Below are 5,846 nucleotides of genomic sequence, written 5' to 3' on the forward strand. Positions count from 1 at the left end.
TAGCGACGTGCCGCCTCAGCCTGGGTGATGCCCTCGGTCTCGATCGCGGTGATGACCAGCCTCGCCTTCGACACCCGCCAGCATCGAGTTTCCTATGTCTTGAGACATGGGTTTCCGATGTGCTGAGCCAGGACACTGTCACCCCGACCGATCACGAGGGCCCGGATCCACCAGGATCCGGGCCCTCGTGCGTTCCCGGATACCGCCGCCGCGGCGTGCCAGACTGCCGTCATGGCGTCGGAGGATTCGGAGCGTAAGCAGGCCCCGTCACTGCAGGCCCCTTCGTTGCGGGCACCCTCGTTGCGGCTCGGGCGCAAGCGCCGGCCCACGGACGGTACGGCGGCCGCAGCGCCGGTCGATGTGCCGGCCGACGTACCCGCGTCGTCTCCTGCGCCGAAGGTCGAGCGCGCTCCGAAGCCGCCGCGGACACCCAAGGCACAGAAGGCACCGCGGCCGCCCAAGCCCCGGCGCCAACCGCGCCAGCCGCTGAACGCCCACCTCGCCGCCGCACTCGCGGGGCTGCTCGTCGCCGTGGCGCTGGTCGGTGGCACGGCCGGCAGCTTGCGCGCCTGTGAGGCCGTCGGCGGCAGCGACACCTGCGGCGGTCCCGGGTTCCTGCTGCTCGTCGGGATCCTGGCTGTCGCCGTGAGCCTCGGCGCCCTGGTGCTGCGCTGGCTGGGTGTCCCCAGCGGCGGCACGGTCAGCTTCCTGGCGGTCGCGCTCGTGGCGGTCGTGACGACGACGTTCCTGCTCGACTCGCTGGACTCGGTGGTGACGACCGCGGTGGTCGCCGTGCTCACCGTCCTGGCGTTCGTGCTCGCCCGCTGGGTGACGGCGCGCTACATCGACGCGGTCGCCTGATCCCAGGAGTCACACTCCGGGGGCGGTTCTTCGACTTCGGGGGCGTTGCAACGCCCCCGAAGTCGCGGAATCCCCGGTTCACCGGGGATTCCGCGCGCCACCTCAGCGCGAAGCCGCGATCAGCTCCGCGATCTGCACCGTGTTGAGCGCCGCGCCCTTGCGCAGGTTGTCGTTGGAGACGAAGAGGGCGAGGCCGCGGTTGCCGTCGACGCCGGGGTCCTGCCGGATCCGGCCGACGTAGGACGGGTCCTTGCCGGCCGCCAGGAGCGGGTTGGGGATGTCGACGAGCTGGACGCCGGGCGCGCCGGAGAGCAGCTGCGTGGCCCGCTCGGGGGTCATCTCGGCCGCGAACTCGGCGTTGATCGCCAGCGAGTGGCCCGTGAAGACCGGCACGCGCACGCAGATGCCCGAGACGCGCAGGTCGGGGATGCCGAGGATCTTGCGCGACTCGTTGCGCAGCTTCTGCTCCTCGTCGGTCTCGTTCAGACCGTCGTCGACGAGGTTGCCGGCGAACGGCAGCACGTTGTAGGCGATGGTCCGCTTGTAGACGCCCGGCTCGGGGAAGGCGACCGCCTCGCCGTCGTACGCCAGCTCGCGGGCCTTGTCCCCCGCCGCGGCGATGCCCGTGGCCAGCTCCTCGACGCCGGCGACGCCGGAGCCGGAGACGGCCTGGTACGTCGACGCGATGAGCCGGACCAGTCCGGCCTCGTCGTGCAGCGGCTTGAGCACCGGCATCGCGGCCATGGTGGTGCAGTTCGGGTTCGCGATGATGCCGCGGCCGGCCTCGATGACGCCCCGGGCGGCGTCCGGGTTGACCTCGGACACGACGAGCGGGATGTCGGGGTCCTTGCGGAAGGCGCTGGAGTTGTCGACGACGATCACGCCCGCCTCGGCGAACCGCGGCGCGTGCGCGCGCGAGGCCGTGGCGCCAGCGGAGAACAGCGCGATGTCCAGACCGGCCGGGTCCGCGGTCTCGGCGTCCTCGACGACGACGTCGCGACCCTCGTAGGTCAGCACCTTGCCGGCGCTGCGCGGGCTGGAGAAGAACCGGATCTCGTCGACGGGGAAGCTGCGCTCGGCGAGGATCTGCCGCATGGCGACACCGACCTGGCCGGTGGCGCCGACGACGCCGATCTTGACACCCATGGCTCAGCGCCCCGTTCCGCCGTACACGACGGCCTCGATCTCGTCGGACCCCAGGTCGAACGTCGCGTGCGCGGCGTTGACGGCGGCCTCGACCTGCGTCTCGGCCACGATGACCGAGACCCGGATCTCCGAGGTGGAGATCATCTCGATGTTCACGCCCGCCTCGGACAGCGCCTCGAAGAAGCGCGCCGAGATGCCCGGCGAGCTGCTCATGCCGGCACCCACGATCGAGACCTTTCCGACGCTGTCGTCGTACTGCAGCCGCTCGTAGCCCACCACGTCCTGCAGCCGGGCGAGCGTGGTCATCGCGGTCTGGCCCTCGCCGCGCGGCAGCGTGAAGGAGATGTCCGTGCGACCGGTCGCGGCGGCCGAGACGTTCTGCACGATCATGTCGATGTTGATCTGCGCGTCGGCCACGGCCCGGAACAGCGACGCGGCCTCGCCCGGCTTGTCGGGTACGCCGACCACGGTGATCTTCGCCTGGCTGCGGTCGTGCGCGACGCCGGTGATGATGGCTGCTTCCATGGTGTGTCCCTCGGTCGTGACGGCTGTGACATCGGAGGCCTTGACCACCCAGGTCCCCTCCTTCTCCGAGAAGGAGGAGCGGACGTGGATCGGCATTCCGTAGCGACGTGCGTACTCGACGCAGCGCAGGTGGAGGATCTTCGCGCCCTGGGCCGCCATCTCCAAGGTCTCCTCATAGGAGATCCGTGGGATCTTGCGCGCTCGGGGCTCGATGCGCGGGTCGGCGGTGAAGACGCCGTCGACGTCGGAGTAGATCTCGCACACGTCGGCCCCGAGGGCGACGGCCAAGGCGACGGCGGTGGTGTCCGAGCCACCGCGACCCAGCGTGGTGATGTCCTTCGTCGTCTGCGAGACGCCCTGGAACCCGGCGACGATCGCGATCGCACCGGCGCCGAGCGCGTCGACGATGCGACCGGGGGTGACGTCGATGATCTTGGCCCGGCCGTGCTCGGCATCGGTGATGACGCCGGCCTGCGACCCGGTGAACGAGCGCGCCTCGTGACCCAGGCTCTGGATCGCCATGGCCAGCACGGCCATCGAGATCCGCTCGCCCGCGGTCAGCAGCATGTCGAGCTCGCGCGCGGGCGGCAGCGGGGAGACCTCGTTGGCGAGGTCGATCAGCTCGTCGGTGGTGTCACCCATCGCAGAGACCACGACGACCACGTCGTGCCCCTGCTTCTTCGTGGCGACGATCCGCTGGGCGACGCGCTTGATGCCGGCGGCGTCGGCGACCGAGCTGCCGCCGTACTTCTGGACGACAATGCCCACAGCTAAGTCCTTGGCTCCGATACGTGCCAGGCGGTCGGCATGGCGACGGGACCGCCCGGGAAGACGGGCCGAGTCTACTGGGAGATGGGGTCCTCGCCCTCCAACATCTCATTCGCCGCCGCGAGCTCCTCCTCCTCGCCGGTGAACTCGGCGTCCAGCCGGGCGTGCGTGACGACCGACTGCAGGGCCCGCAGCACGGCGCTGGCCTCGTTCGCCCACGAGGAGACGTAGGAGAACTGCCACCACCACAGCGCCTCGCTGACGTCGCCGTTGCGGTAGTGGCGCAGGCCGAGCGCGACCTGGTTGGCGATGCTGGTGAGGTCGTCCGACAGCGTGCCGGTGACCAGCTCCGGGTCGTAGGGGTCGAAGTTGAAGGTGTACTCGTCGACGGGGCCGAAGATCCGCGCCAGCCGCAGCCGCATCTCGTCGAGGTCGGGGTCGGGGCCGACGTCGGGCTGGTACTCCTCCACCGGCGTGAAGTCCTGCTGCGCGGCGAGCCGCGCACCCGCCAGCAGGATCTGGCTGACCTCGAGCAGCATCAGCGCGATGGCGCGGCTGCCCTCGGCCTCGCGGGAGATCGCCTGCACCGAGACCAGGAACGCCTCGGCGGCGTCCGCGATCTGCTGGGCGAAGTCCTCCGTCGGGGAGTCGACGGCCGGGACGACGAGGTCGGCGACGACCGCGTCCACGGCAGCATCGGCGGCGTCGTCGACGACTCCGCCCGTCAGGGCCTCAGGCCCCGTGCTCACATCGGTCATTCCGCTGCCCGCCTTCCTGCGAACGCACGGCCGAGGGTCACCTCGTCGGCGTACTCCAGATCACCGCCTACCGGCAGTCCACTCGCCAGTCGTGTTACCCGCAACCCCAGGGGAGACAAACTTCGGGTGAGATAGGTCGCGGTGGCCTCGCCCTCGAGGTTCGGGTCGGTGGCGAGGATGACCTCGGTGATCTGGTTGTCGTTGAGGCGCATCAGCAGCTCGCGGATGCGCAGCTGGTCGGGTCCGATGCCGTCGATCGGGCTGATCGCGCCGCCGAGCACGTGGTAGCGGCCGCGGAACTCCCGCGTCCGCTCGATGGCCACGACGTCCTTGTACTCCTCGACCACGCACAGCACGCTCGGGTCGCGCCGAGGGTCGCGGCAGATCCGGCAGGTCTCCTCCTCGGAGACGTTGAAGCACACGTTGCAGAACTTCACCCGCTGCTTGACCTCGACCAGGACGTCCGCCAGCCGGCGTACGTCGTCCGGGTCGGCCTGCAGCAGGTGGAACGCGATCCGCTGCGCGCTCTTGGGACCGACGCCCGGCAGTCGGCCGAGCTCGTCGATCAGGTCCTGGACAACGCCTTCGTACAACTCAGAACCCCAGCTGGCCGGCGGGACCGGCCGGGCCGCCCGCGTCACCCAGGCCGCCGCCGAGGCCACCGGCGAGCGGGCCGAGGGACTGCGCCGCGAGCGCGTCGGCCTGCGCCTTGGCGTCGCGGTAGGCCGCGACGATCAGGTCGCCGAGGTCGGCGAGGTTGTCGGGGTCGGTGCCGTCGAACTCGCCGGCCTTGATGTCCACGCCCTGCAGCTCGCCGACGCCGTTCACGGTGACGGTGACCGCGCCTCCGGCGACGGTGCCGTCGACGGTGGTCTCGGCCAGCTGCTGCTGCGCGGAGACCATCTGCTCCTGCATCGCCTGCGCCTGCTGCAGCAGCGCGTTGAGGTCGAGACCGCCGCCGGACAGCGCGTCGAAGGGGTTCTGGCTCATGTGGTTCTCCCTGGTGGGCGGTGGGCGGTGCGGTCAGCGCCGGGTCACGAGTGGGGGATCTCTTCGATCATGGTCGCACCGAGCTCGCGCTCGAGCAGGGCGGCGCCGCCCAGCTCCGCGGACTCGGCGTCGGCATCGTCGGGATGCGCCGCCGCGTCGGCCGCGGCGAGCGCCTCCGTGCGATCCGTGCCGGCCGGCCCGCCGGCACGGGTCGGCTGGATCGCCTCCCGAGCAGCGTTGATGGGCGCGTCGTCCCACGGCGGCGGGTCGTCGGGCGGCGCCTGGTCGTAGGCGGGCGGCTCGGGTGCCGGGCTCTGGGCAGCCGGGCTGGACGCGGGTGGGGCCGGGGTCTGGGCCTGTGTCTGGGCCGGGTTCTGGGCCGGCTCGGCCGGTCGGTTCGGGGCGGGCGGGGCGGCCGGCGTACCGCCGGAGCCGGGATCGACCACCGCCTCGAAGGTCCACTCGGTGCCGATCACGTCGATGACGGCCTGGCGCAGCGGGGCGGCGTGGTTGCCGTTGGCGAACGTGTCGCGCAGGCCGGGGCTCGGGAAGCCGAGGGTGACGACCTGGCCCGACAGGCTGAGCACCTGCGCGCTCTGGCTCACCAGCGCCCAGGTCGGCTTGCGGTGCTGGCGCAGCTTCTCCAGCACGTCGGGCCAGAGCCGGCGGATGTCGACCATCCCGAGGCCGCCCGCGGGCGCCGCCGGGGCGGACCCGGCTGCCGGAGCCTGCTTCGGGGCTTGCTGCGGGGCCTGCTGCGGCGCCGCCGCCGGCTCGGGGGCAGCCGACTGCTCGACG

The 5,846-nt window shown here is 71.6% G+C and carries 6 protein-coding genes and 1 pseudogene; 1 reads left to right on the plus strand and 6 read right to left on the minus strand.

Going from position 1 to position 5,846, the window contains the following annotated elements:
* The first annotated feature begins 231 nt into the window (after positions 1-231).
* Positions 232-861, plus strand: a complete 630-nt coding sequence (locus VGE38_RS04970; RefSeq protein ID WP_331141427.1) for a hypothetical protein — start codon at positions 232-234, stop codon at positions 859-861.
* A 102-nt stretch (positions 862-963) separates the two neighbouring features.
* Here VGE38_RS04970 and VGE38_RS04975 read toward each other — a convergent pair whose 3' ends face one another.
* The 6 genes and pseudogenes from VGE38_RS04975 to VGE38_RS05000 form a co-directional block, all read right to left on the minus strand.
* Positions 964-2,007, minus strand: coding sequence for an aspartate-semialdehyde dehydrogenase (locus VGE38_RS04975; protein ID WP_331141428.1), 1,044 nt, complete (start codon positions 2,005-2,007; stop codon positions 964-966).
* A gap of 3 nt (positions 2,008-2,010) precedes the next feature.
* Entirely contained in the window at positions 2,011-3,300 is a 1,290-nt protein-coding gene (locus tag VGE38_RS04980; RefSeq protein WP_331141429.1) for an aspartate kinase, read from the minus strand.
* Positions 3,301-3,374: 74 nt separating this feature from the next.
* Entirely contained in the window at positions 3,375-4,058 is a 684-nt protein-coding gene (locus tag VGE38_RS04985; RefSeq protein WP_331141430.1) for a DUF5063 domain-containing protein, read from the minus strand.
* Positions 4,055-4,651, minus strand: a complete 597-nt coding sequence (recR, locus tag VGE38_RS04990; RefSeq protein WP_331141431.1) for a recombination mediator RecR — start codon at positions 4,649-4,651, stop codon at positions 4,055-4,057. The genes VGE38_RS04985 and recR overlap by 4 nt, the downstream gene beginning before the upstream one ends.
* Before the next feature lies 1 nt (position 4,652).
* Entirely contained in the window at positions 4,653-5,048 is a 396-nt protein-coding gene (locus VGE38_RS04995) for a YbaB/EbfC family nucleoid-associated protein (protein WP_331141432.1), read from the minus strand.
* A gap of 44 nt (positions 5,049-5,092) precedes the next feature.
* Positions 5,093-5,846: pseudogene (locus VGE38_RS05000) on the minus strand (DNA polymerase III subunit gamma/tau); the annotation flags it as partial.

Source organism: Nocardioides sp., assembly GCF_036405735.1.
Lineage (GTDB): Bacteria > Actinomycetota > Actinomycetes > Propionibacteriales > Nocardioidaceae > Nocardioides.

Bases quoted from the DNA above. Each gene is read 5' to 3' on its own strand.
- VGE38_RS04970 (WP_331141427.1), top strand. From the start codon at position 232: ATGGCGTCGGAGGATTCGGAGCGTAAGCAGGCCCCGTCACTGCAGGCC.
- VGE38_RS04975 (WP_331141428.1), bottom strand. From the start codon at position 2,007: ATGGGTGTCAAGATCGGCGTCGTCGGCGCCACCGGCCAGGTCGGTGTC.
- VGE38_RS04995 (WP_331141432.1), bottom strand. From the start codon at position 5,048: ATGAGCCAGAACCCCTTCGACGCGCTGTCCGGCGGCGGTCTCGACCTC.
- VGE38_RS04985 (WP_331141430.1), bottom strand. From the start codon at position 4,058: ATGACCGATGTGAGCACGGGGCCTGAGGCCCTGACGGGCGGAGTCGTC.